The organism is Streptomyces sp. NBC_01341, from assembly GCF_035946055.1.
In the GTDB taxonomy this organism is placed as follows: domain Bacteria; phylum Actinomycetota; class Actinomycetes; order Streptomycetales; family Streptomycetaceae; genus Streptomyces.
In genome coordinates, this window is the sequence record NZ_CP108364.1 from 2,696,453 (window position 1) to 2,718,891 (window position 22,439).

Annotated in this window: 25 protein-coding genes; 12 read left to right on the forward strand and 13 right to left on the reverse strand. The window is 70.8% G+C overall.

Annotation, left to right across the window (positions count from 1 at the left end):
- Positions 1–2: 2 nt before the first annotated feature.
- From OG206_RS11465 to OG206_RS11480, 4 genes are all read right to left on the reverse strand, one after another.
- Positions 3–1,736: an ABC transporter substrate-binding protein gene (locus tag OG206_RS11465; protein WP_327114962.1), complete on the reverse strand. Its 1,734-nt coding sequence runs from the start codon at positions 1,734–1,736 to the stop codon at positions 3–5.
- A 203-nt stretch (positions 1,737–1,939) separates the two neighbouring features.
- Complete coding sequence (locus OG206_RS11470) at positions 1,940–2,035, reverse strand: Ms4533A family Cys-rich leader peptide (RefSeq protein WP_327114964.1); 96 nt, start codon at positions 2,033–2,035, stop codon at positions 1,940–1,942.
- Between the two features lie 88 nt (positions 2,036–2,123).
- On the reverse strand, positions 2,124–3,449 hold the full coding sequence (locus tag OG206_RS11475; protein ID WP_327114966.1) for a DUF3152 domain-containing protein: 1,326 nt from the start codon (positions 3,447–3,449) through the stop codon (positions 2,124–2,126).
- A 9-nt stretch (positions 3,450–3,458) separates the two neighbouring features.
- Positions 3,459–4,424 (reverse strand): alpha/beta fold hydrolase, encoded by a 966-nt coding sequence (locus OG206_RS11480; RefSeq protein ID WP_327114968.1) that lies wholly within the window; start codon positions 4,422–4,424, stop codon positions 3,459–3,461.
- Positions 4,425–4,536: 112 nt separating this feature from the next.
- Here OG206_RS11480 and OG206_RS11485 point away from each other — a divergent pair, with 112 nt between their 5' ends.
- From OG206_RS11485 to OG206_RS11500, 4 genes are all read left to right on the forward strand, one after another.
- Positions 4,537–4,752, forward strand: a complete 216-nt coding sequence (locus tag OG206_RS11485; protein ID WP_327114970.1) for a hypothetical protein — start codon at positions 4,537–4,539, stop codon at positions 4,750–4,752.
- A gap of 168 nt (positions 4,753–4,920) precedes the next feature.
- Positions 4,921–5,562, forward strand: coding sequence for a TetR/AcrR family transcriptional regulator (locus OG206_RS11490; RefSeq protein WP_327114972.1), 642 nt, complete (start codon positions 4,921–4,923; stop codon positions 5,560–5,562).
- Between the two features lie 136 nt (positions 5,563–5,698).
- On the forward strand, positions 5,699–5,926 hold the full coding sequence (locus OG206_RS11495; protein WP_327114974.1) for a DUF3107 domain-containing protein: 228 nt from the start codon (positions 5,699–5,701) through the stop codon (positions 5,924–5,926).
- A 194-nt stretch (positions 5,927–6,120) separates the two neighbouring features.
- Positions 6,121–6,393, forward strand: coding sequence for a hypothetical protein (locus OG206_RS11500; RefSeq protein ID WP_327114976.1), 273 nt, complete (start codon positions 6,121–6,123; stop codon positions 6,391–6,393).
- A gap of 9 nt (positions 6,394–6,402) precedes the next feature.
- On the opposite strand, the gene OG206_RS11505 is transcribed toward OG206_RS11500, so the two are convergent.
- Entirely contained in the window at positions 6,403–7,149 is a 747-nt protein-coding gene (locus tag OG206_RS11505; protein ID WP_327114978.1) for a ferritin-like fold-containing protein, read from the reverse strand.
- Between the two features lie 450 nt (positions 7,150–7,599).
- Between OG206_RS11505 and OG206_RS11510 the strand changes: the two genes are divergently transcribed.
- Both OG206_RS11510 and OG206_RS11515 read left to right on the forward strand, forming a co-directional pair.
- Positions 7,600–9,561, forward strand: a complete 1,962-nt coding sequence (locus tag OG206_RS11510; RefSeq protein WP_327114980.1) for a DEAD/DEAH box helicase — start codon at positions 7,600–7,602, stop codon at positions 9,559–9,561.
- A 103-nt stretch (positions 9,562–9,664) separates the two neighbouring features.
- Positions 9,665–10,525 carry an alpha/beta fold hydrolase gene (locus tag OG206_RS11515; protein ID WP_327114981.1) on the forward strand — a complete coding sequence of 287 codons (861 nt, stop codon included), beginning with the start codon at positions 9,665–9,667 and terminating at the stop codon, positions 10,523–10,525.
- Positions 10,526–10,601: 76 nt separating this feature from the next.
- Here the strand turns inward: OG206_RS11515 and OG206_RS11520 are convergent, their stop codons facing one another.
- Positions 10,602–11,513: an NYN domain-containing protein gene (locus OG206_RS11520; RefSeq protein WP_327114983.1), complete on the reverse strand. Its 912-nt coding sequence runs from the start codon at positions 11,511–11,513 to the stop codon at positions 10,602–10,604.
- Positions 11,514–11,722: 209 nt separating this feature from the next.
- On the opposite strand from OG206_RS11520, the gene OG206_RS11525 reads away from it, so the two are divergent.
- A complete protein-coding gene (locus tag OG206_RS11525) occupies positions 11,723–11,875 on the forward strand; it encodes a hypothetical protein (protein WP_164494399.1) in 153 nt (50 codons plus the stop codon).
- Between the two features lie 133 nt (positions 11,876–12,008).
- Here OG206_RS11525 and OG206_RS11530 read toward each other — a convergent pair whose 3' ends face one another.
- From OG206_RS11530 to OG206_RS11545, 4 genes are all read right to left on the reverse strand, one after another.
- Positions 12,009–12,614, reverse strand: coding sequence for a MarC family protein (locus tag OG206_RS11530; RefSeq protein ID WP_327114987.1), 606 nt, complete (start codon positions 12,612–12,614; stop codon positions 12,009–12,011).
- A gap of 146 nt (positions 12,615–12,760) precedes the next feature.
- Positions 12,761–13,648 (reverse strand): PHP domain-containing protein, encoded by an 888-nt coding sequence (locus OG206_RS11535; RefSeq protein ID WP_327114989.1) that lies wholly within the window; start codon positions 13,646–13,648, stop codon positions 12,761–12,763.
- A gap of 78 nt (positions 13,649–13,726) precedes the next feature.
- Positions 13,727–14,371, reverse strand: a complete 645-nt coding sequence (locus tag OG206_RS11540; RefSeq protein WP_327114991.1) for a DUF6758 family protein — start codon at positions 14,369–14,371, stop codon at positions 13,727–13,729.
- Between the two features lie 140 nt (positions 14,372–14,511).
- Entirely contained in the window at positions 14,512–15,096 is a 585-nt protein-coding gene (locus tag OG206_RS11545; protein ID WP_327114993.1) for a suppressor of fused domain protein, read from the reverse strand.
- 410 nt (positions 15,097–15,506) lie between these two features.
- Between OG206_RS11545 and OG206_RS11550 the strand changes: the two genes are divergently transcribed.
- Together OG206_RS11550 and OG206_RS11555 are read left to right on the forward strand one after the other, a co-directional pair.
- Positions 15,507–16,622: a magnesium and cobalt transport protein CorA gene (locus tag OG206_RS11550; RefSeq protein ID WP_327114995.1), complete on the forward strand. Its 1,116-nt coding sequence runs from the start codon at positions 15,507–15,509 to the stop codon at positions 16,620–16,622.
- A 12-nt stretch (positions 16,623–16,634) separates the two neighbouring features.
- On the forward strand, positions 16,635–17,153 hold the full coding sequence (locus OG206_RS11555; RefSeq protein WP_327114997.1) for a hypothetical protein: 519 nt from the start codon (positions 16,635–16,637) through the stop codon (positions 17,151–17,153).
- Positions 17,154–17,162: 9 nt separating this feature from the next.
- On the opposite strand, the gene OG206_RS11560 is transcribed toward OG206_RS11555, so the two are convergent.
- A complete protein-coding gene (locus OG206_RS11560) occupies positions 17,163–17,915 on the reverse strand; it encodes a hypothetical protein (RefSeq protein ID WP_327114999.1) in 753 nt (250 codons plus the stop codon).
- A gap of 170 nt (positions 17,916–18,085) precedes the next feature.
- On the opposite strand from OG206_RS11560, the gene OG206_RS11565 reads away from it, so the two are divergent.
- The 3 genes from OG206_RS11565 to OG206_RS11575 are packed head-to-tail and all read left to right on the forward strand — an operon-like array spanning position 18,086 to position 21,087.
- Complete coding sequence (locus OG206_RS11565; RefSeq protein ID WP_327115000.1) at positions 18,086–19,360, forward strand: magnesium transporter MgtE N-terminal domain-containing protein; 1,275 nt, start codon at positions 18,086–18,088, stop codon at positions 19,358–19,360.
- Positions 19,350–19,910, forward strand: a complete 561-nt coding sequence (locus tag OG206_RS11570) for a DUF1003 domain-containing protein (protein ID WP_327115002.1) — start codon at positions 19,350–19,352, stop codon at positions 19,908–19,910. The genes OG206_RS11565 and OG206_RS11570 overlap by 11 nt, the downstream gene beginning before the upstream one ends.
- Positions 19,911–19,953: 43 nt before the next feature.
- The gene (locus OG206_RS11575) at positions 19,954–21,087 is read left to right on the forward strand and encodes an Mrp/NBP35 family ATP-binding protein (protein ID WP_327115004.1); all 1,134 of its coding nucleotides are present in this window, start codon (positions 19,954–19,956) and stop codon (positions 21,085–21,087) included.
- 61 nt (positions 21,088–21,148) lie between these two features.
- On the opposite strand, the gene OG206_RS11580 is transcribed toward OG206_RS11575, so the two are convergent.
- Positions 21,149–21,811: a hypothetical protein gene (locus OG206_RS11580; protein WP_327115006.1), complete on the reverse strand. Its 663-nt coding sequence runs from the start codon at positions 21,809–21,811 to the stop codon at positions 21,149–21,151.
- Between the two features lie 126 nt (positions 21,812–21,937).
- Complete coding sequence (locus tag OG206_RS11585; protein WP_327115008.1) at positions 21,938–22,396, reverse strand: sec-independent translocase; 459 nt, start codon at positions 22,394–22,396, stop codon at positions 21,938–21,940.
- Between the last annotated feature and the right edge of the window lie 43 nt (positions 22,397–22,439).

The following is a 22,439-nucleotide window of genomic DNA, read 5'->3' on the forward strand; positions in this document are numbered from 1 at the left end:
GGTTACTTGACCGCGGCCTGCGAGATGTCGAGCACGCCGGTCCAGTCGCTGATGACGACGTTCTTGACGGCCTCGCCGTACAGGCGCTTGTAGACGGGGTGGAACAGCGGCACGGTCACCGCCTGCTCACCGATCTTCTTGTCGAGTGCGCCCCAGCGCTTCGCGGCCGCGTCCAGGTCGGTCAGCTTGTTGATCTCGTCGACCTCCTTGTTGACCGAGGGGTCGTCGAGCTGGAAGGAGTTGAAGTTGTAGCCGCTCCTGACGATCTGGCGTCCGTCGAAGATCGGCGCGAGGAACGGACCGCCGGACGGCCAGTCGGCGCCCCAGCCGGTGAGGAAGAAGCCGGGCTCGGTCTTCACGTTGAAGATCTTGTCCGAGTAGGCGTTGGACTCCAGGCCCTGCAGCTTGACCGTGATCCCGGCCTTCTTCAGCGCTTCCTGGATCGCGGTGGCGATCTCCGGGCTGGTCTCGAAGTTCTTCTCGTTGTTGTGCGTGAGGGTGATGGTCAGGCCCTTGGCGTAACCGGCTTCCTTCAGCAGTTCCTTGGCCTTGGCCGCGTTGCCCGACTTGCCGGCCGGGAAGGCGTCGTAGGCGCTGTGGCCGAAGGACGCCTGCTCCGGCAGGAAGGTGGTGGCGGGCTCGGCGAGCGAGGAGCCGCCGGCCGCGTTGACGACCGAGGTGCGGTCGACGGCGTACGAGATCGCCTGGCGGACCTTCGGGTCGTCGAACGGCTTCACCTTCGGGTTGAAGGCGATGTAGTTCGTGTAGCCGAAGTGGCCGGTGCCGACGCGGGCGGCGAGCTTCTCGTCGCCGGTCACCTTGGCGAGCTCGGCCGGGCCGAGGTTGGTGTCGGTGGTGACAGCGGCGGCGTCGGCGCCGCGGGAGGCGGAGAGCCGCTGGTTGATGACGGCCGAGTCGAGCCCGGAGCGCACGTCGATGCGGTCGGGGTAGGCCTTCCGCTCCTCGTCGGTCGCGGACGACCAGAACGTGTTGCGCTCCAGGACCAGGCGCTCGCCGTCGCCCTCGTTGCTGACGACCTTGTACGGGCCGGAGGAGAGGGGGTGGTTCTCGTACTTGGTGCCCTTGTCCTTGGCCTGCGGCACCGGTGTCGTCTGGGTCTGCGTGGCGAGGTAGGGGAAATCGCCCTCGGGCTTGTTGAGGTGGAAGACGATGGTCCGGTCGTCCGGCACCTCGATCGAGTCGAGGCCCTTCTTGTCCTTGTAGGGGCCCTGGTAGTCGGCCCCGCCGATCAGCCAGTCACGCAGGTAGGGGGCGCCGCCGGAGAGCTCGGCGGCGAAGGAACGCTCGATGCCGTACTTGATGTCCGCGCTGGTGATCGCGGTGCCGTCCTCGTACTTCAGCCCTTCCTTGAGGGTGTACGTCCAGACGGTGGCGTTCTTGCTCGGCCTGCCGAGGTCGGTCGCCAGGTCGGGGACGACCTCGGAGCCCGCGGCGCCGTTCTCGCGGTTGCGCGTGGTGAGCGTGCGGAAGACGAGGGAGGGGACGTTGCCGCCGCCGGAGGTGTAGAGCCGCGCGGGGTCGAAGTCGTCCTGCGGCTTGCTGTTGAGCACGGTGAGGGTGCCGCCCTTGGCCGGCTTGCCCGAGGCGCCGGACGCGCTGCCGCTCTTCCCGCCGCCGTCGTCCTGGGGTCCGCAGGCCGCGAGTCCGGCGACGAGGACGAGGCTGACGGCGGCAGTGGTTGCCACTCTGCGCGATATGAAGGACGGCTGACTCATCGGAAGATGACCTCTCGGTGTGCTGCGGTGGGGAAGGAAGGTGAGATTCCGCACGGGCGCAGCGCGGTCCGCCCCCTGGGAGGGGATGGGCCGGATTCCGGAAGGCCGCGCCTGCGGGCGGAGTACGCCCGGGCGCGGTGTCATGAGGGGCCGACGAGCCCGTTGGGGGCCCGTCGGGATGCCGACGCGCGCTCGAGCAGGCGTCAGCGACAGAGAATGTCGGCTACACAGTGCCCGGCCACACCGAAGAGCGCCAGCTCGAGGGCGGCGCGCTCGGAGGATGCGGGACTGTGCGACATGGGGAGAAATATGGACGACCCCACAACCGATGTCAACGCGAGATGAGACGGCCGTCCCACGATGTGGACGAACCGTCTCCGTCGCGAATCAACTGCCGGGGAACACCCAGGGGTTGGGCCGGCACTTGATGCCGTCCAGGTCAAGGGTCTTGGTCTGCTGCTGCATGACGGGCGCGAGGGCCCCCGGAGTGCGGCAGCTCACATGGTTGTGCCCGAGTCGGTGTCCGACCTCGTGGTTGATCAGCATCTGGCGGTAGGGCAGGAGCTTGTCCGGGCCGAAGGTCGAGGCGCCCTGTGCCCAGCGGTACGCGTTGATCATCACGCGGTCGGTGGCGGCGGAGTCGCAGGAGACGTTGTCCTCCGTGGTGTCCAGCCCCGACTTCTCGCACCACACGCCCGTGGTTCCCGGACTCGCGAGGGTGATCACGAAATCGGGTTCGCCCGACGAGATCCGCTCGAAGGTCATGGCGCCGTCGTGCGCCCAGCTCCGGTCGTCGTTCAGCGTCTTCTGCACCGCTTCGGCGAACAGCCCGGAGTCGAGACCCAGTCCCTGCTCGACGTCGATCCGGTACCGGTACTTGTGCCCCTTGCCCGGCGCCTTCGCCAGGCCGGGCACCGCCTCGAACTTCCCCGACGCCTTCAGATCGGGCGCCAGCGGGAAGGGGGTGGCCATCCTCGCGGCGTACGACATGGTCTTGACCTCGGGCCGCCCCGCCCGAGGCGTCGGCCGGTCCACGGAGCGCGAGGCGTCCTCGGAGTCCTGCCGGTCGACGCCGGCGGACGGCGAGGTACCGCCCTCGGCCCCGGAGCCGTCGGCGACCTGACCGGCCACCACGACCGCCAGCACGGTGGTCACCGCGGCGGCGGCCACACCGGTGAAGGTGCGGCCCTTGCCGCCCTTGGCCCGCGTGCTCCCGGCACCCGGAGCGCCGTCCGGTTCGCTGTCGCCCGTCGCGCTCCCGGGCGTGACCTCGGGCGGCGCCGGCGGTGCCGGACGCGAAGGCGTGGTGTCGAACGCCTCCAGGAACTCCTGGCGCGGGCCCGGTACCAGCGTGGCGTCGCCGGTCCGCCGCGGCTGCGTCCGGCCGGCCGCACGCTGCGCCGCCTGCTGCCGCGCCACGGCCTGCCGGACGCGGAACGCCTCGTGCGTCGCGGGTCCGGACATCTCCTGCCGCCCGTCGTACGCCGGCTGCTGCCCGGTCCCCCAGCCGCCACCCTGCTCACGCTGCTCGGGGTGCCCGCCGCGCACCTGCGGCGCGTCGCGGAACGGGCCGTGCCCGTCCCCCTCGGCAGGGCGGGCGTCACGCCCGCGCCTGCCCGTACCGGGTCCCGGGACTCCGGAGGCGCGCTCGGCACCGGCGGTCCCGGCGTCGCGGCCCTTGGCCTCGGGGCCCTTTCGACTGTGTCGTCCCACGTGCCCGGATCAGCTCCCGCCGCGTTCGTCGAGCAGTTCCCGGAACGCCTGGGCGACCGCCTCCGGGTACTCCATCATGGCCACGTGCCCCGCCTCGGGCAGTGTCAGCAGGCGCGAGTCACGGAAGGCCGCGGACGCCCTGCGTGCCATCCGGTACGAGACGAGCTGGTCCTTCGAGCCGTACACGAGCAGGGTCGGTGCGAGCACCCGCTCGGCCTGGCGCCACAGACCGTGCTGTCCACCCAGCGTGTAGGCATCGACGATGCCCCGGGCCGAGCGTGTCATGGCGTCCCAGAAGTACGGAAGTTGCAGTCGTCGCTCCATCTCGGCCACCGCGTTGCGGAAGGCCTCGTCGGAGATGCGTGTCGGATCGCCGTAACAGAGTGCCATGGCGCCGCGGGTCCGCTGCTCTGCGGTCCAGCCACGGGTGAGCCTGGCGAACAGGGAAGCTACGCCGGGCAGTGCGAGCAGTGCCGTGGGGACGGCCGGCCGCTGGACCCGGATCTCGGGCAGGGCAGGGGAGACCAGGGTGAGGGTGCGCACCAGATCGGGCCGGACGGCCGCGACCCGGGTGGCGACGGCGCCGCCCAGGGAGTTCCCGAAAAGGTGAACGGGCCCGCGCCCGCCCGCGTCCAGCAGCCGGATCACGGCCCGGGCGTGTCCGGTGACGGAGTAGTTGCCGTCGTCCGGCGGCGGGGAGTCCCCGAAGCCGGGCAGGTCGACCGCCTCGCTGTCGAGGACATCCGTCAGCAGCGGCATCAGGGCCGACCAGTTCTGGGAGGACCCGCCCAGGCCGTGGACGAGGAGCGCGGGGGCCACGCCGGCGGAATCCGCGGGGCGGGCACGGATGGTCAGGGTGAGACCCGGAAGCTCGACGGAGCGCAGCTCCTCGCCCTCCGTGACCCTCACGGGACTGACCGTGGGCGCCACCGCCGCGGCGGCGGCGCGGGTACCGGGCAGCTCGGTGGGAGACATGCGGCAATGTTACGAGACGATCACGCGGTGGTTCATGTGTTCGCCGTCACAGGCCGCATAGCGGCCCGGGAGGGTTGCTCCTAGGCTGCAAGGGAAGGAAGGGAGCCACCCCATGACGGTCGACCCGAGCGACCCGGAGACCTTCGAGGACCCCCAGCCGGACGAATCCGACCCGGAAGCACCCGAGGCCGACACCGCCGAACAGCGGGCGCCGGTCGGGCAGGAAGGCGACGAGCCCCTCACGGGCGTCGACCCGGGAGCGGCGAACGAGGCGGATGCTGCGGAGCAGGCCCGCGTCGTTGCACAGGATGAGGACGATTACCGGTAGAACGCACCACTTTGCGCCCTCGACCTGCGCATCTGCGGCTACCGGAGTCGTCCGGTCCGTGAAATTCTGCGTCCGCGCCGCGCACACCGGGGTTACTCAAAAGTACGATGTCCCCACGGCGCAGCGTGCACGGTTCGGCTGTGTTCGATCACGAAATTGGGAGGCGGCGTGACAGCCATCGAGCAGACAGAGACGGCGCGCCCGCGGGGCACCCGGCTCCCCCGTCGTGCCCGACGCAATCAGCTGCTGGGCGCCGCGCAGGAGGTCTTCGTCGCGCAGGGCTACCACGCTGCGGCGATGGACGACATCGCGGAGCGGGCGGGCGTCAGCAAGCCGGTGCTCTACCAGCATTTCCCCGGAAAGCTCGAGCTCTACCTCGCGCTGCTCGACCAGCACTGCGAGTCACTCCTGCAGGCGGTCCGCACGGCGCTCGCCTCGACGACGGACAACAAGCTGCGGGTCGAGGCGACCATGGACGCCTACTTCGCGTACGTGGAGGACGAGGGCGGCGCCTTCCGCCTCGTCTTCGAGTCCGACCTGACGAACGAGCCGGCGGTGCGCGAGCGCGTCGACCGGGTGTCGCTGCAGTGCGCGGAGGCCATCTCCGACGTCATCGCCGGCGACACGGGTCTGTCCAAGGACGAATCGATGCTGCTGGCGGTGGGGCTCGGCGGGGTCTCCCAGGTCGTGGCGCGCTACTGGCTCTCCAGCCCGTCCGGAATCCCGCGCGAGTCAGCCGTGCAGCTCCTGACGTCGCTCGCCTGGCGCGGCATCGCCGGTTTCCCCCTGCACGGCGCCGATCAGCACTGAAACGGGTCCGGACCGACGGCCGGTGTTCGCTGCCGGCGTTGCCGGTCGACCCGTGGTCCGTCCCTTCACCGGGCTAATGTGTGCTGCGTACGGCGCGGTCAGACCGCGCGATGACGACCGTCGGAGGGACATAGCCGTGGAGGTCAAGATCGGGGTGCAGCACACGCCCCGCGAGATCGTGCTGGAGAGCGGGCTCACCGCCGAAGAGGTCGAGAGCGCGGTCGCCGAGGCGCTCAACGGCAAGGCGCAGCTGCTCAGCCTCACGGACGACAAGGGCCGCAAGGTCCTGGTGCCGGCCGACCGGATCGCGTACGTGGAGATCGGCGAGCCCAGCACCCGGCGGGTCGGGTTCGGCGCGCTGTAGCCGCGCGACGCACGCAGCAGAGGTGGAGGCCCGGCGGATGTCCGCCGGGCCTCCACCTCATTTCTCGCCGGATTCCCTCCGGAGCGTCCCTCGGAGGGGTGCTCCGGATGCGTGTGAGGGTTGCGTTCCACAGGCCACGGGTAGGACGGCCAAGGACCGACCGACCGCCGCGCCATCAAGCGAGGTGACCTTCTGTGTTCTGGGAATCCATCAGCTCCGTCGTGCTCGGACTCGCCCTGTCCTGGCTCGCGCTGCGCGCACTGCCCGGCCGCCTGCCGTCCCTGCGCGTGGTGTACGTCACGGGCGGGCTCGGTGCCCTGTTCGGCGCCTATCTGACGCACTCGACGCTGGGCGACGGCCATGTGTTCGCCACGCCGGCCGGCGCCGCGCTGGTGGGGGCGGTGACCCTGTCCCTGCTGATCCGCCCGCGTGGCAGCCGGCCGGTACGCCCCGTGGCGGCCCAGTAGGGCCGCCGCTCAGGCCGCGAGGCCGAGGGCGGCCATCCGCTTGGTGTGGGCCTCGGTGATCCTGGAGAACATCCGGCCGACCTCGGCGAGGTCGAAGCCGTCCGCCACTCCGCCCACGAGCATCGTGGACAGCGCGTCCCGGTCCGCCACGACCCGCTGCGCCTGCGAGAGCGCCTCGCCCATCAGCCTGCGCGCCCACAGGGCGAGCCTGCCGCCGACCCGGGGCTGCGCCTCGATAGCCGCGCGGACCTTCTCCACGGCGAAGTTGCCGTGGCCCGTGTCGTCGAGCACGGAGAGGACGAGGGAGCGGGTGTCCGAGTCGAGCCGGGCGGCGATCTCCCGGTAGAAGTCACTGGCGATCGAGTCGCCGACGTATGCCTTGACCAGGCCTTCCAGCCAGTCCGACGGAGCCGTCTGCCGGTGGAAGTCGTCCAGCGCCTTGGCGAACGGCTCCATGGCGGCGGTCGGCTCCTCGTCGATCGCGGTGAGCCGGTCGGTGAGCTGCTCGAAGTGGTGGAACTCGGCGGACGCCATCTTCGCCAGGGCCGCCTTGTCACCGAGTGTCGGCGCGAGTTTGGCATCCTCGGCGAGCCGCTCGAAGGCCGCGAGCTCCCCGTAGGCGAGCGCGCCCAGCAGATCCACGACCGCTGCGCGGTACTGCGGCTCGGCGGAGGCGGTGGCCCAGTCCTGGGCGGCGATCCCGGTTGGTGCGGGCGCTTCTTCGGATGCTTCAGTGGCGTTGTCAGGCGTCTCCATGCAGCGCACAATAGCCCGCCCCGACGGGGTCGGACCGGCCCGGTGAGACGGAGACATCACACCGTTCCAATGAATTCGCCCAACACACATGCGCGAATCCGGGGTACAGTGATATTGCGTTTGCTGAGCATTTTCCTGTGCCAGAAGCGCGACCTTGAATGAGGATGCCCGGTCGGTGGCCCGATCGGCTCCGACCTGACAGCCCTCCAGGCGGGGCGTACACCACGTACGACCGCAGAGGAGGGGACCCCTCAGCGGCACGAGCGCTCGAGCGACGGCAGTGGTCCCGCGCCACCCGGCCCCTCCAAGGCCGGATGACCAACCCCGGCACGGTACGACCCCCAGCGTTCGCCTCGGTCCGCGTCTCACAGAAGAGGCAGCACCCTGACTACGTTCCGCGACCTCGGAATCCTCACCGAGACTGCCGAAGCCCTCGAAGCTGTCGGCATCATGTCCCCCTTCCCGATCCAGGAGATGACGCTTCCCGTCGCGCTCTCCGGATCCGACGTCATCGGCCAGGCCAAGACCGGCACCGGCAAGACGCTCGGTTTCGGCCTGCCGCTCCTGGAGCGTGTGACCGTCCCCGCCGACGTCGAGGCGGGCCGGGCCGCGCCCGACAAGCTGACGGACGCCCCCCAGGCCCTGATCGTCGTCCCCACCCGCGAGCTGTGCCAGCAGGTCACCAACGACCTCCTGACGGCCGGCAAGGTCCGCAACGTCCGCGTTCTCGCGATCTACGGCGGCCGGGCGTACGAGCCCCAGGTCGAGGCCCTCAAGAAGGGCGTCGACGTGATCGTCGGCACCCCGGGACGACTGCTCGACCTGGCGGGTCAGCGCAAGCTCGACCTGTCGCACATCCGCGTCCTGGTCCTCGACGAGGCCGACGAGATGCTGGACCTGGGCTTCCTTCCCGACGTCGAGCGCATCATCACGATGCTGCCGCCCAAGCGCCAGACGATGCTGTTCTCGGCCACCATGCCCGGTGCCGTCATCAGCCTCGCGCGCCGCTACATGTCGCAGCCGACGCACATCAACGCCACGTCGCCCGACGACGAGGGCACGACCGTCAAGAACACGGCACAGTTCGTCTACCGCGCGCACAACATGGACAAGCCGGAGATGGTCTCGCGCATCCTGCAGGCCGAGGGCCGCGGACTGGCGATGATCTTCTGCCGCACGAAGCGGACGGCCGCCGACATCGCGGAGCAGCTGGAGAAGCGCGGCTTCGCGTCCGGCGCGGTCCACGGCGACCTCGGCCAGGGTGCCCGCGAGCAGGCGCTGCGCGCCTTCCGCAACGGCAAGGTGGACGTCCTCGTCTGCACCGACGTCGCCGCGCGCGGTATCGACGTCGAGGGTGTGACCCACGTCATCAACTACCAGTCGCCCGAGGACGAGAAGACCTACCTCCACCGCATCGGCCGTACCGGCCGCGCGGGTGCCAAGGGCATCGCGATCACGCTGGTCGACTGGGACGACATCCCGCGCTGGCAGCTGATCAACAAGGCGCTGGACCTGAAGTTCCCGGACCCGCCCGAGACGTACTCCACCTCTCCGCACCTGTACGAGGAGCTGGGTATCCCCGCGGGGACCAAGGGTGTCCTGCCCCGCGCCGACCGGACCCGTGCGGGTCTGCGCGCGGAGGAGATCGAGGACCTCGGCGAGACGGGCGGCCGCGGCCGCAAGTCCGCGGCGACCGCGCCGGCCGCTCGCGAGGAGCGGGCCCCCCGCACCCCGCGTCAGCGCCGTCGCACGCGTGGCGGCGGCAGCGTCGACGAGAGTGCCGTCTCCGTGCCCGCCCCGGCGGCCGAGCCGTCCTCCGAGCCGGCCTCCGAGGACGCTGCCGAACCGCGCACCCCGCGTCGCCGGCGCCGTACCCGTGCCGCGGTGGCCGAGAGCATCGTGGAGGCCGCGGTCGCCGTGACCGGGACTCCGGCCGTCGAGGATGCGCCCGTGGCGGAGAGCGAGCCGGCCGCCGAGGCCAAGCCGCGCCGTCGCCGCGCGCGTACCGCGGCCTCCCCGGCCGCCGAGCCCGTGGTGGACTTCCAGACCGTGGCCGTCGCGGAACCTGCGGTGGAGCCCGTGGCCACCAAGCCGCGCCGTCGCACCCGCGTCGTGAAGCCGGCCGACGAGGTCGACTTCCAGATCGCCCCGGTCTCGGAGCCGGTGTCCGAGACCAAGTCGCGTCGCCGGCCCCGTGCCGCCGCGAAGCCGAAGGCCGACGTGGTGGTCGAGACGGCGTCCGCGCCCGAGGAGGTCGCGGAGACCAAGCCGCGCCGTCGCCGCCCGCGTGCCGCCGAGAAGGCGACCGCGGCGGTGTCCGAGGCCGTGGTGGACGACGGTGCGGCTCCCGCCAAGCCGCGTCGGCGCCGTGCCCGCGCGACGGCGGCAGCGGCCGAGACGACCGAGGGCTGACCGGTTCGACGACGTACGGCCCCGGATCCCGCGCCTGCGGGGTCCGGGGCCGTACGCGTGCCTGCCCGGGCGCGCTCCGGACTCCGGCGATAACCTCGGGCCCATGAGCCGGCCGCCCACCTTCACCCCGCCCCCCTGTGCCCGCGCCCGCGTCCTGCGCACCGAGCGCGGGGACTTCGCCGTGCTGGACGCCGCGCCCCGCGCCGCCGCACACTCCACCGCACTCCTCCTGCCGGGGTACACCGGCAGCAAGGAGGACTTCATCGCACTGCTGGAACCTCTCGCCGGGGCCGGCTTCCGGGTCCTGACGGTGGACGGCCGGGGACAGTACGAGTCCGAGGGGCCGGACACCCAAGACGCATACGCCCAGGCCGAGTTGGCGCGTGATGTGCTGGCCCAGGCAGCCGCCATCAGCAGCCCTCCGCCGCCCGGCGGCATCCACCTGCTGGGGCACTCGCTGGGCGGCCAGATCGCCCGCGCCGCCGTGCTGCTCGACCCGGCCCCCTTCCGCTCACTCACTCTGATGTCGTCCGGGCCCGCCGAGATCGACCCGACGCAGCAGAAGAAGGCCCGGCTGCTGGGCGACGCGCTCGGGAGGTGGAGCATGGCGGAGGTGTGGCAGGCGATGCGGGCGCTGGACCCGCCCGAGGACGCGGACACCGGGGACGGCGAGGACCTGCGCATGCGCTGGATGCGCCACAATCCGGCGCAGCTGATCGCGACGGGCGCCCAGTTGTCGGCCGAACCGGACCGGGTGGCCGAGCTCGCCGCGCTGCGGCTTCCCGTGCACGTGATCTCCGGCGAGCGTGACGACGTCTGGCCGGTCCCGCTGTTCGACGACATGGCGCGGCGGCTGGGCGCGCGGCGCACGGTGATCGAGGGGGCCGAGCACTCCCCGAACACGGCCCGTCCGCTGGAGACGGCCGCCGCGCTCGTGTCGTTCTGGAACAGCGTCGGGGCCTGATCCACCGCCGCCGGGCGGGAGCCGTCCGGTGCGGGTTCCGGGGCGGGCCGCGGCGCGGTGGCGGCCCGCCCCGGTGTCAGAACTGCGCCTGGAGATGCTGCCAGAAGCCGTCGCGCAGGGCCCGGCGCAGGTGGGCGTGGCCACGCAGCGAGTGCTGCAGCATTCGCTCGGCCTCGACGAGCAGGTCCTGGTCGACGGACCCGGGGAGGTAGGGGTGCCCCGGCAGCAGGTCGGCGAGCGCGTCACGGCCGCGCGAGGCGAGCCAGCCTGCCGCGATCTGCGCGCCCACGAAGCGGACGTCGTCACGGGCGGGCGCGGGGCTGTCGTCGTCGTACATCGTGACCGGGCGCCGGGTGACGTACGGGCGGCAGAAGTCGAGGTCGAAGGTGCGCTGGCTGTCGACCTCCCAGAGCAGCGGCTCGGCCTGGTTGCGGCCCTCGCCCGCCTCGATGCCCCACAGGTGCACGCGGGCTCCGTACCCCTGGGCGGCCTCCACGGCCGAGACGAGGTCCTCGTCGCCGCCGACGAGTGCCGCGTCGCTGATGGCGCGGTGCCGGGCCAGCGACTCCAGGTCGGTGCGGATGAGTGAGTCGACACCCTTCTGCTGGTTGTTGGCGTTGAGGTTCCCGAGCCTGACCTTGACGTCGGGGAGTTCGGCGATGGCCTGCTGCTCGACGGTGTGGATCCGGCGCCGGGCCCCGTCGTACCAGTACACCCGCAGCAGCCGGCTGTCCGCGAAGATCGTGCGCGCCTTGTCGATGAATGCCTCGATCAGGCCTTCGGCGTCCAGATCGAAGGAGCGGCGGTCCTCGGTACCGGTGACGAGCAGCCCCGCCGCCGCGTAGACGTACCCCGCGTCGACGAAGATCGCGTGGGTGGAGGGGGTCTTCGACACCTCGGCGAGTACGCGCTGGAGGAGTTCATTGGTGCGGTCGAGCTGTTCGCGGATGCCCGGACCTTCGTCCGCCCCCGTGTCCGCGTGGTTCATACGGGCCTCATTCTGTGCGTTCGACTGATTACCGACGGGTACTTAGACATCCAAAAAATTTCCTTAGCGTAGGGAATGTTTGCATCAGGCAAGCCGTTGTACATCCTGTGGAGCGCAAGACGTGACGCCTTGCGCTCTTCATCCTTGCGGACGGCCAGCCCGTCCTCCCAGCAGTTCTCCAGCAGGAGGATCAGACGAAGGGAAGCCATATGCGCTTCGAGATCATGCGACTCGACGACGTCGACGGTACCGCCGTGGACAGCACCGTCGTGGACGCCGCCTCCGTCAACCGGATCGTGCAGCAGGCCGCGGCAGTGGGCCAGCGCATCTACATCCGGCCGGCCGACACGTCGGCTTCGTAACACCTGTACCGCTTCGAGTCGCCGGTCACGAGCGCACGACGAGCAGACGACGAAGCGCCCCCGTACGGAAGATCCGTACGGGGGCGCTGTGGTGTCCGGGGGCCCGTCACGGAGGACGTCCGGGGGCCGGGCTTCAGGAGTTCTGGATGACCTGGGTGACGCCGTTGATGATCTGCTGCACGGCGATGGCCGAGAGCATCATGCCGGCGAGGCGGGTGACCAGCACCACACCCCCGTCCTTGATGACGCGGATGATCAGCAGCGAGTACCGCATGGCCGCCCAGAGCACGACGTGGATGGCGATGATGGCCGACCACACCGAGACCTGTCCGACCGCCCCGTCCGCGTGCTGCACCGCGAGGATCACCGAGACGATCGCGCCGGGCCCGGCGAGCAGCGGCATGCCCAGCGGCACGAGTGCCACATTGACGTCCTTGGTCTGCGTCGGCTCGTCCGTCTTGCCGGTGAGCAGGTCCAGGGCGATGAGCAGCAGCAGGAGACCGCCCGCGATCATGAGCGCCGGTACGGAGACGTGCAGGTAGTCCAGGATCTGCTGGCCCAGCAGACCGAAGACGGCGATCACCCCGAAGGCGACGGAGACCGCCTGGAGAGCCATTCCGCGTTGCACCTTGGCGGGGCGGCCCGCGGTGAGGGCCAGGAAGATCGGTGTGATTCCGGGCGGATCCATAATCACAAAAAGGGTGAGAAAAAGGGATCCGAAGACAGCGATGTCGAACACAGTGAGCCTTGCGAGAGAAGAGCGGGCCGAACAGGGGGGTATGGGCACCCGGACGCCATGGGGACGACCGGGCACGGGGCGCCGGGAGGTGACGCACGCGTGAGGGGGAATGCCGGAGAGGCAGTCACCTGCGAGGTGAAAGGCCCTCAGGTGCGCGGGGACAGCCCTTGGGTGTCGCGGGGTCCACCGGCACCCGGCACCGGGAAGGCTCCCGTCGCGCGCCGGGTGATCTCGCCGTAGATCTCGGGGTCGGTGGTGTGTGCGCCGAGCCCGACGGTCTTACGGGTGCCGTGGTAGTCGCTCGACCCGGTGGGCAGAAGCCCGAGTTCGGCGGCGAGGCCCCGCAGCCGGGCCCTGGTGGGCTCGTCGTGGTCCATGTGGTCCACCTCGACGCCGTCGAGCCCCGCCGCGGCCAGCCGCGCGATCACGGCCTCCGGCACCACGGCGCCGCGCTTGACGGCGAGCGGGTGAGCGAGGACGGTGACGCCACCCGCGGCCTTCACCAGCCGGACCGCGTCGAACGGATCGAGTTCGTGCTTGCCGGCGTAGGCCCGCCCGCCGTCGGCCAGCCACTCCGGGACGAAGGCGTCGGAGACCGAGTCCACGACGCCGAGTTCGACGAGAGCGGTCGCGACGTGCGGCCGGCCGACGGAACCGTCCCCGGCGATGCGCGCGACCTGGTCCCAGGTGACGGGCACGCCGAGCTCCTGGAGCTTGCGCACCATGGCCCGCGCACGCGGCACCCGGTCGTCCCTGACGAGCTCGCGCTCGCGGGCCAGTTCCGGCTCCGACGGGTCGAAGAGGTAGGCCAGCATGTGAAGGCCGACGCCGTCGATGCGGCAGGAGAGCTCGGCGCCGGTGACGAGGGTGAGACCCCCGGGAAGGGCGGCGGCCGCCTCCGCGTGGCCCCCCACCGTGTCGTGGTCGGTCAGGGCGACGACGTCGAGGCCAGCCGCAGCTGCGGCGGCCACCAGTTCGGCGGGGGTGTCCGTACCGTCCGACGCGGTGGAGTGGGTGTGCAGGTCGATGCGCACGACGCTCACTCCAGTGCTGGCGGACGGACAGGGGACCGCTCAAGGATAACCGCCGCGAATCACCCCCTCGGCCGTCCTTCAGGGGCGGGTGAGCAGCCGGGGCGTGAGCGCCCCGCAGGGCACGAGGTCCACCTCCGCGCCGGCGTCGCGGAGGTCCGTCAGCACCAGTTCGTCGTACATCAGGAGTCCCGACTGCTCCGGCCAGACGATCGCCCAGAGCCACAGACCACGGGCCTCTCCGACGAAGACCGCCCGGTCGGACGGGGCGTCCTTGACGTGCCAGAGTGCCGTGGGCCGGCCCGCGGCGAGCACCTTGGCGTCGGGCGCGGTGTCGACGCGCAGACCGGATCCGGGGTCGGGGCCCTCGATGCCGGCATAGCGCGCGCCCAGCCCGACACCCAGCTCCTCGGCGACGAGCAGCAGCTCACCCATCCCGCCGAGCGGTCCGGGACCCGAGCAGGCGACGGCGGTGGCACGGCCGCCGCTGCGGTCGTCCCCCGCGTACGCCGCTCCGGTGAACAGCCAGCCCACGGGAAGAGGCCAGGGCATCCACACGGGCACCTGCGCCCTGTGCACCACCACGCCCAGCGCCTCGACGCTGGGCGGGACCACCGGCTGCATCGGCTGCACCTGGCCGTGTGCGGAGCACTGCCAGGCATCGGCGAAGAGACCGGGCGCCCTGACCCGGCCACCGCACTTCGGGCAACTGGGTTCGCCCCTCATAACGCCCCACCGTCCTCTCCGGTCGTCGCCGCGTCAAGGACGATCACCCTTCCGCAGCGCGGCCCCCTCCCGGCAAAGTAGATGCGGGTTGCATTTATTAGCTCGTCCAACGCGTTCCGGGCGCGAGGCAACCCCCCGGGTCAGTCCAGCGGTACGGACGTGCGCAGCGGGTCCCGCAGGTCGGTCCCCTGCGACAGCCATCGCTCCTGGAGCTCCTGCGCGCCCCTGACCCGCTTCCAGGCCGCCTCGTTGTGCGTCATCGGCAGCAGAGGCAGGAATCGCACCGGCTCCATGGGGGCGTCCAGTTCCAGGTCCTCGACCAGGCCGCCCGGTTCGGCGACCAGGACGGAGGTGAACGGCGCGGCGGGCCACAGCGGCTGTCCGAGGTCGAGCGAGGCGCCCGGCGCCACGATCAGCCCCTCGACCTGCGGGGAGGCGGCCAGCACGGCGAGCGGCCGGAGGACCTGGTCGGTGTCGGCGATCCCGGCCCGTACGGACAGGACCAGTTCGGCGCGCGGGCCCTTCACGGGGTCGGCGAGGGGCGAGGTCGGGTCGGCCATCGGCCGGTCGGACATGCCCAGGGTGGCGTAGCGCACCACGTCGCCGTCGAGGAAGCGGAGCACCTCGATGCGGTCCGTACCGAGGAACGTCACCTCGGCGCGCGCGTCCGGCTCCCCGAGCGCCGTACGGAGCCGGGCCTCGACCAGATCAAGAATTTCTCCCATGCCGCGAGCATAGAACGCGTCTGGAACGGGCAAAGGAAGGGATTGGCCCTGGTCCGGACTGATAACCTGGGCCGTCGGTAGGGACAGCACGCAGAAGCGCGCTCTCAGTCCTGACAACACGTGATCCCCCACGGGGGACCGGCCGGAGGAGGTGGGGCTGCGGTGGATCCAAGTCGACCTCGCAGTACCGACAGCTCTTCCGCACAACGCCTTCCTCTGTGATCTGACGCTCCTCCCGGACGTCACCACGGCAGTTCGCGCGACGGAAGAGCCCTTCGTTTTTGCCTGTCTGTAGCGAACGCCGTCATCGCGCACGCGCGGTGCCGCCCGCTTTGCGGACGTGAGCGCACGTCCCCATTCCGGGCTGTTCCACGCCCCCGCCGACGGCCCTCCGTGAAGAGGAGCCAGCCATGTCGATGATCCGTGACCTGCGCGCAGCCGTGCGCCCGTCCCTGCGCAAGAGCAACACCCCGTACAACAGCTACGACGCCACCCGTGACCCGTCCGCCTCCAGCGCGGTCGTCGACTGCGCGGTCTACCGGGACGGACGCCGGGTGACCGACGCCTCCGGTCTGACGCCGCGTGAGGCCATGCTGCGGGTCAGGGAGGACGGCGGCTTCGCCTGGATCGGCCTGCACGAGCCGACCGACGAGGAGTTCTCCGGTATCGCAAGGGAGTTCGGGCTTCACCCGCTCGCCGTGGAGGACGCCGTCCACGCCCACCAGCGGCCCAAGCTGGAGCGCTACGACGACACGCTGTTCACCGTCTTCAAGACGATCCACTACGTCGAGCACGCCGAACTGACCGCGACCAGCGAGGTCGTCGAGACAGGGGAGGTGATGTGCTTCACCGGTCGGGACTTCGTCATCACCGTCCGGCACGGCGGTCAGGGCTCGCTGCGCGCACTGCGCCACCGCCTCCAGGAGGATCCGGAGCTGCTCTCCAAGGGCCCCTCGTCCGTGCTGCACTCCATCGCCGACCACGTCGTGGACGGCTACATCGCCGTGGCCGCCTCCGTGCAGGACGACATCGACGAGGTGGAGATCGACGTGTTCTCCACCCCGGCGAAGGGGACCGCGCGCGGATCGGACGCCGGCCGGATCTACCAGCTGAAGCGCGAGGTGCTGGAGTTCAAGCGCGCCGTGTCGCCGCTGCTGCGGCCGATGCAGCTCCTGAGCGAGCGGCCGATGCGGCTGATCGACCCGGACATCCAGAAGTACTTCCGGGACGTCGCCGACCACCTGGCCCGGGTGCACGAGGAGGTCATCGGCTTCGACGAACTGCTCAACTCGATCCTCCAGGCCAACCTGGCGCAGGCGACCGTCACGCAGAACGAGGACATGCGCAAGATCACGTCCTGGGCGGCCATCATCGCCGTGCCGACGATGATCTGCGGCGTGTACGGAATGAACTTCAAGCACATGCCCGAACTGCAGTGGACATACGGCTATCCGATCGTCCTCGCGCTGATCGGCGTAGTCTGTTTCTCCATCCACCGCACCCTCAAGCGCAACGGCTGGCTCTAATAGAGTGCGGGCATGACTGCTGCTGAGGCGTTGTCGGCCCGGGCCCTCGTCGAGGAGGCCACCAAGAAGTCCGGCCTGATCTGGCTGCGGGGCACGGGTCCCGCCCAGGCGGTGTGGCACGTCTGGCACGAGGGTGCGGCGGTACTCGTCGGTGACGGTCCGGACGAGCAGCCGCTGCCCGCCGGGCTCGACGCCGGCACCACCGCCGAGGTGACCGTACGCAGCAAGGACAAGGGCGGCAGGCTGGTGGCCTGGACGGCTGCCGTCACCGTGCTGGAACCGCACTCCGAGGAGTGGGAGGTGGCCGTCGGCGAGCTCAAGGGCAAGCGGCTGAACGCCCCGGACGCCGAGCGGCTGACCGAGCGCTGGGCACGAGAGTGCCGGGTGGTGCGCCTGGTTCCCGGCGCATCCAGCACGAACCTTCCGGACGGCTCGCTGGCCGCGCCACCCCTGCCGTCCGGTGCGACCACCGGGCGTACGGCGCCCGCGGCGCTCCCCCGGCTCCTGCTGAAGCGCCGCGGGAGGCGCTGAACGCCCCGCTCAGCCGGAGGACCTGGGCAGCTCGCCGCCGTAGTCGACGGTGTCGTCCTCGGACGGGGGCTCCAGCTCGAAAGCGGTGCCCCAGTCGGCGAGGGTGACCGTGCCGCCGCCACCGCCACGGGCCACGCGCAGGGGATACGGGGTGCCCCGGAGCGAGACGTCGAGGGCTCCCCCCTCGCCCTTTCCACCCAGGATCTGCACGGTCCGCACCCCGCCCACGGTGCCCCGGTCGCCCTTGTTGATCTTTCCGTGCAGTGCCAGCATCCCGCCGAGCAGCGTCTTCTTCTCCGTGAAGCCGCGCAGTTGCCGGTAGGCCGGGTCGTTCTCCGGCACCTTCACGTACTTGCCGTCGAGCTTGTCGGCTGCCCGGTCGCTGCCGTCGTCGCCCTTCTCGTCGCTCCAGAAGCCCCTGTCGGCCTTGAGGAAGAGCGCGTCACCGATCCGCAGCAGGGCGAAGGTGTTGTGCTTCGAGGTCACCGATCCCATGCCGCCCTCGCCGCTGAGCTGCATGTTCAGGCTGTAGGTGCCGCCCTTGCTGACGAGCTTGCCGGTCAGCCGCACCGCGTCGGCGGCGTCCGCCGCTGCGCGCGCCTTCTTGTCGATCTGCGCGGCCGTCAGTTTGCCCACACCGTTGGTCCCCTTGTCCGGATCCTCACCGGCACAGGCCGTCAGTGCGGCGGTCAGACCCGCGCAGAGCACCACGGCGAGAGCGGTCCGGCGGCGGGCCCGGACGGCCGGGGCGGAAGAGGTCACAGGCGCACTGCCTCTCGTCTGTGTGTCGGGGGTGGCAGACGGCAGCGTACCCGTGCCGCGTACGCCATTCGGCAGAGCTCCGTACGGACGGTCCGCCAGGGCACCGCGCACCGGGACGGGCTAGCCTGATCACGGCCAGGAGGACGCGGGGACCGAGGGAGGCGCACAGTATGGCGGCAGGCGCTCCCAGGGTTTTCGTCTCACATCTGTCCGGTGTACCGGTGTTCGACCCCAACGGCGATCAGGTCGGCCGCGTCCGCGATCTGGTGGCGATGCTCCGGGTCGGCGGCAAGCCGCCGCGTCTGCTGGGCATGGTCGTCGAGGTCGTGAGCCGCCGGCGGATCTTCCTGCCCATGACCCGGGTCACGGGCGTCGAGTCCGGCCAGGTCATCACCACCGGTGTCGTCAACATGAGGCGATTCGAGCAGCGCCCGACCGAGCGACTGGTCCTGGGCGAGTTCCTCGACCGGCGGGTCCGCCTCGTGGAGACGGACGAGGAGGTGACCGTCCTCGACGTCGCCATCCAGCAGCTCCCCGCACGCCGCGACTGGGAGATCGACAAGTTCTTCGTCCGCAAGGGACGCGGCGGAGCGCTGCGGCGCAAGGGCGAGACCCTGACCGTGGAGTGGTCGGCCGTCGAGGGCTTCTCGCTGGAGGAGCACGGGCAGGGCGCGGAGAGCCTGGTGGCGACCTTCGAGCGGCTGCGCCCCACCGATGTCGCCAACGCCATGCACCACTTGACGCCGAAGCGCCGGGCCGAGGTCGCCGCCGCCCTGGACGACGACCGGCTCGCCGACGTCCTGGAGGAGCTCCCCGAGGACGACCAGGTGGAGATCATCGGAAAGCTCGAGGAGGACCGCGCGGCGGACGTCCTGGAGGCGATGGACCCCGACGACGCGGCCGACCTGCTCTCGGAGCTGCCGGAGGCCGACAAGGAGCGCCTGCTGGCCCTGATGCGCCCCGACGACGCGGCCGACGTACGGCGGCTGCTGTCCTACGAGGAGCGGACGGCGGGCGGTCTGATGACGACCGAGCCCATCATCCTGCGGCCCGACGCCACGGTCGCGGACGCGCTGGCCAGGGTCCGCCAGCAGGACCTCTCCCCCGCGCTGGCCGCCCAGGTCTACGTCTGCCGGTCGCCCGACGAGACGCCCACCGGCAGGTACCTGGGCACCGTGCACTTCCAGCGGCTGCTGCGGGATCCCCCGTACACCCTGGTCAGCTCCATCGTGGACAGCGACCTCGTCCCGCTGACGCCGCTCACCCCGCTGCCCGAGGTGACCAGTTATCTGGCCGCGTACAACCTCGTCTCGGTGCCCGTGGTCGACGAGAGCGGTTCGCTGCTGGGCGCGGTGACCGTCGACGACGTGCTCGACCACCTGCTCCCGGAGGACTGGCGCGAGACGGACTTCCAGGGTGAGGAGGAGATCGCGGGTGGCGGCTGAGGACCGTACGCGGACGGCACAGGCGGGTGCCTCGGGCATCGTGCGCCCTCCGCGGCCCCGGCTCGACCAGCCGAAGGCCCCGCGGCGCCGGCTGCTGCCCGAGTACGACCCCGAGGCGTTCGGCCGGTTCTCGGAGCGGATCGCCCGCTTCCTGGGCACCGGGCGGTTCATCGTCTGGATGACGCTGATCATCATCCTGTGGGTGGTGTGGAACATCTTCGCGCCCGAGGCAGTGCGCTTCGACGAGTACCCGTTCATCTTCCTCACGCTGATGCTGTCCCTCCAGGCCTCCTACGCCGCACCGCTGATCCTGCTCGCCCAGAACCGCCAGGACGACCGCGACCGGGTCACCCACGAACAGGACCGCAAGCAGAACGAGCGGTCGATCGCGGACACCGAGTTCCTCAGCCGGGAGATCGCCGCGCTCCGCATGGGCCTCGGCGAGGTCGCCACGCGTGACTGGATCCGGTCGGAACTGGAGGCCATGGTGAAGGACATGGAGGAGCGCCGGCTGCTCTCGCAGGGCGAGAGTGACGAAGGCGACCGCTGAAGAGCTACCCGCGCGTAGCCCCCGGCGCCGTACCATCGTCCGTATGGCTACGGAAGACGCGGTGCGCGAAGCACTGGCGACAGTGAACGACCCGGAGATCCACCGACCGATCACCGAACTCGGCATGGTGAAATCAGTCGCGATCGATCCTGACGGTGTGGTCGCTGTCACCGTGTACCTCACGGTCTCCGGCTGCCCGATGCGCGAGACGATCACCCAGAACGTCACCGACGCGGTCGCCCGTGTCGAGGGCGTGTCGCGGGTCGAGGTCACGCTCGACGTGATGAGCGACGAACAGCGCAAGGAGCTCGCCGCGGCGCTGCGCGGCGGGACGGCGGAGCGCGAGGTGCCCTTCGCCAAGCCCGGCTCGCTGACCCGGGTCTACGCGGTCGCCTCCGGCAAGGGAGGCGTGGGCAAGTCCTCGGTGACGGTGAACCTCGCGGCGGCGATGGCCGCCGACGGTCTCAAGGTCGGCGTCGTGGACGCGGACATCTACGGGCACAGCGTGCCGCGGATGCTCGGCGCGGACGGCAAGCCCACCCAGGTCGAGAACATGATCATGCCCCCGTCCGCGCACGGCGTGAAGGTGATCTCGATCGGGATGTTCACCCCGGGCAACGCTCCCGTGGTGTGGCGCGGCCCGATGCTGCACCGCGCACTGCAGCAGTTCCTCGCGGACGTGTACTGGGGCGACCTGGACGTCCTCCTGCTCGACCTCCCGCCGGGCACCGGTGACATCGCGATCTCCGTGGCCCAGCTGGTGCCCAACGCCGAGATCCTGGTCGTCACGACCCCGCAGCAGGCCGCCGCGGAGGTCGCCGAGCGGGCCGGCTCCATCGCCGTGCAGACCCACCAGAAGATCGTCGGTGTCGTCGAGAACATGTCGGGCATGCCCTGCCCGCACTGCGACGAGATCGTCGACGTCTTCGGTTCGGGCGGGGGCCAGCGGGTCGCTGACGGGCTGACCAGGACGGTCGGTGCCGAGGTGCCGGTCCTCGGGTCCATCCCGATCGACGTACGGCTGCGGGAGGGCGGCGACGAGGGCAAGCCGGTCGTCCTGTCCGACCCGGACTCCCCGGCGGGCTCCGCGCTGCGTTCCATCGCCGGCAGGCTGAGCGGCCGTCAGCGCGGCCTCTCGGGCATGTCGTTGGGTCTCACACCGCGCAACAAGTTCTGAGCGGTCACACGGGTGGGGGCCGCCTCCTGACAGAGGCGGCCCCCACCCGTGTGCGCGTCGCTCAGCCCTCGTAGGAGGCGATGTCGCCGATCACCGCGAATCCCAGGCCGTAGGCGCTCATGCCACGGCCGTAGGCGCCGATGTGGACCCCGTCGGGCGCCGATCCCGCGAGCACCCAGCCGAACTCGGACTCCCGGTAGTGGAACTCCACCGGCACCCCGTCCACCGGGAGCGACAGCCTCGACCACGGCTCCCCGTCAAGGTCGTCCGCGAGCTCGAACGCGGTCTCCGTCTGCTGATTCAGCCATTCGCCACGCAACGTGTGGTCCATCTGCGGCGGCCACGTGCAGCCCAGCAGGCCCGAACCCGCCAGCCACGCGGCCGACGAGACCGTCGTGGCGTCCAGCACTCCCGTACCGTCGTCGCTGTCCCTGACGGGGTTGTTGCCCACGGTCACGACCACCGCGAAGCGCGCCTTCTCAGCCCCGGCGTCGGCCCGCACGACGGGCTCCTCGCCATGCCCGGTGGAACCGTGCTGCACCGTGTCGTCCGCGGCTGCCGTGACGTGCATCAGCCAGCGCGGCCCGGTGAAGGCCCCGTCCAGTCCGTACCAGGGGAACGGCGCCTTGAGATAGCCGTCGACAGTACGCCGGGTCGCCGGCACCCCCTCTGCGGTGACTGCGCTGGGCGCATCGTCCGCCCCTACCCGACTCGTCGTCTCCATCTGTCCGGCCGCCTCCTCGATCTTTCACTGATCCGGAGCGGCCCTCCCCCCGTGGGCATGGGCAACCTCGCAACCGGACAGATGGAGGATAGCCATACCGTCCGGACGAGTCGGGATTGACGGGTCTCAGGTGGCGTCTGCGTCGAAGGGCGGGCGCTCGTCCTTGGCGGGCTGCGCGGGCTTCTTGAGCAGATCGGGCGCGCTCGCCGCGCCCGCTGCGGCGGCCGTGGCGGTGCCGGCGGCCGACGCGGTCTCACGGCCGTTCACCGCGTCGGTGACCTCCGCCAGCTCCTTGCGCAGGTCGAAGCTCTCCCGGATCTCCTTGAGCCCCAGGTCGTCGTTGCCGCCGTCCATGAGCTGCTTGCGGACGAACGTCTTGGGGTTGAGGTCCTCGAACTCGAAGTCCTTGAACTGCGGGCCGAGCTCCGAGCGGATGTCTTCCTTCGCGCTGTCCGAGAACTCCCGGATCTTGCGGATGGTGCGCGTGACGTCCTGGATGACCTTCGGCAGCTTCTCCGGGCCGAATACGAGCACGGCGAGAACCACGAGCGTCAGCAGCTCGAGTGCGCCTATGTCATTGAACACCTTGATGCTCCTCGTGTTCTCTGCGAGTTCTCCCCCGCCAGGT